The 553-nt window shown below is 66.7% G+C and carries 2 protein-coding genes; both read left to right on the forward strand.

The genetic code is table 11. The features are described 5' to 3' along the window. Positions 1-290 (forward strand): aromatic-ring-hydroxylating dioxygenase subunit beta (locus FK268_RS23645; protein ID WP_306461503.1); only part of this gene is annotated, 290 nt, incomplete at its 5' end. 22 nt (positions 291-312) lie between these two features. After that, positions 313-553, forward strand: a 241-nt coding sequence (locus FK268_RS23650) for a 2Fe-2S iron-sulfur cluster-binding protein (protein WP_146437893.1), incomplete at its 3' end; no start/stop codon positions are given.

The following is a 553-nucleotide window of genomic DNA, read 5'->3' on the forward strand; positions in this document are numbered from 1 at the left end:
CGGACCGCGTCTTCCGGATCCGTACCGAGCGCTCCTCCGCCACCTCACTGCCCGAGCCGCGGACGAGCCACAACATCAGCAACGTCGAGGTGATCGAGCGCCGCGGCGACCTGGTGGACGTCCGGTTCAACTGGCACACCATGTACTTCCGGTACGACACCGTCGACCCGTACTACAGCACCACGCTGGCGACGCTGGACTTCTCGGGGGAGCGGCCGCTCTTCCGCCGTAAGACCGTGGTGCTCAAGAACGACTACATCCACCACGTCGTCGACATCTACCACGTCTGATTCGGGCGGAAGGGATCTCATCATGGTGCATCAGGTGGCGCTGGCCTTCGAGGACGGGGTGACCCGGTTCATCTCCGTCGACCCGGGGCAGACCGTGGCGGACGCGTCGTACCGGCAGCGGATCAACATCCCGCTCGACTGTCGCGACGGGGCCTGCGGAACGTGCAAGGCCCGCTGCGAATCCGGGACCTACGACGGCGGGACGTACGTCGAGGACGCGCTCACCGCGGAGGAGGCCGAGCAGGGCTACTGCCTGCCCTGCT

The sequence above is a fragment of the Tsukamurella sputi genome, from assembly GCF_007858445.1.
Lineage (GTDB): Bacteria > Actinomycetota > Actinomycetes > Mycobacteriales > Mycobacteriaceae > Tsukamurella > Tsukamurella sputi.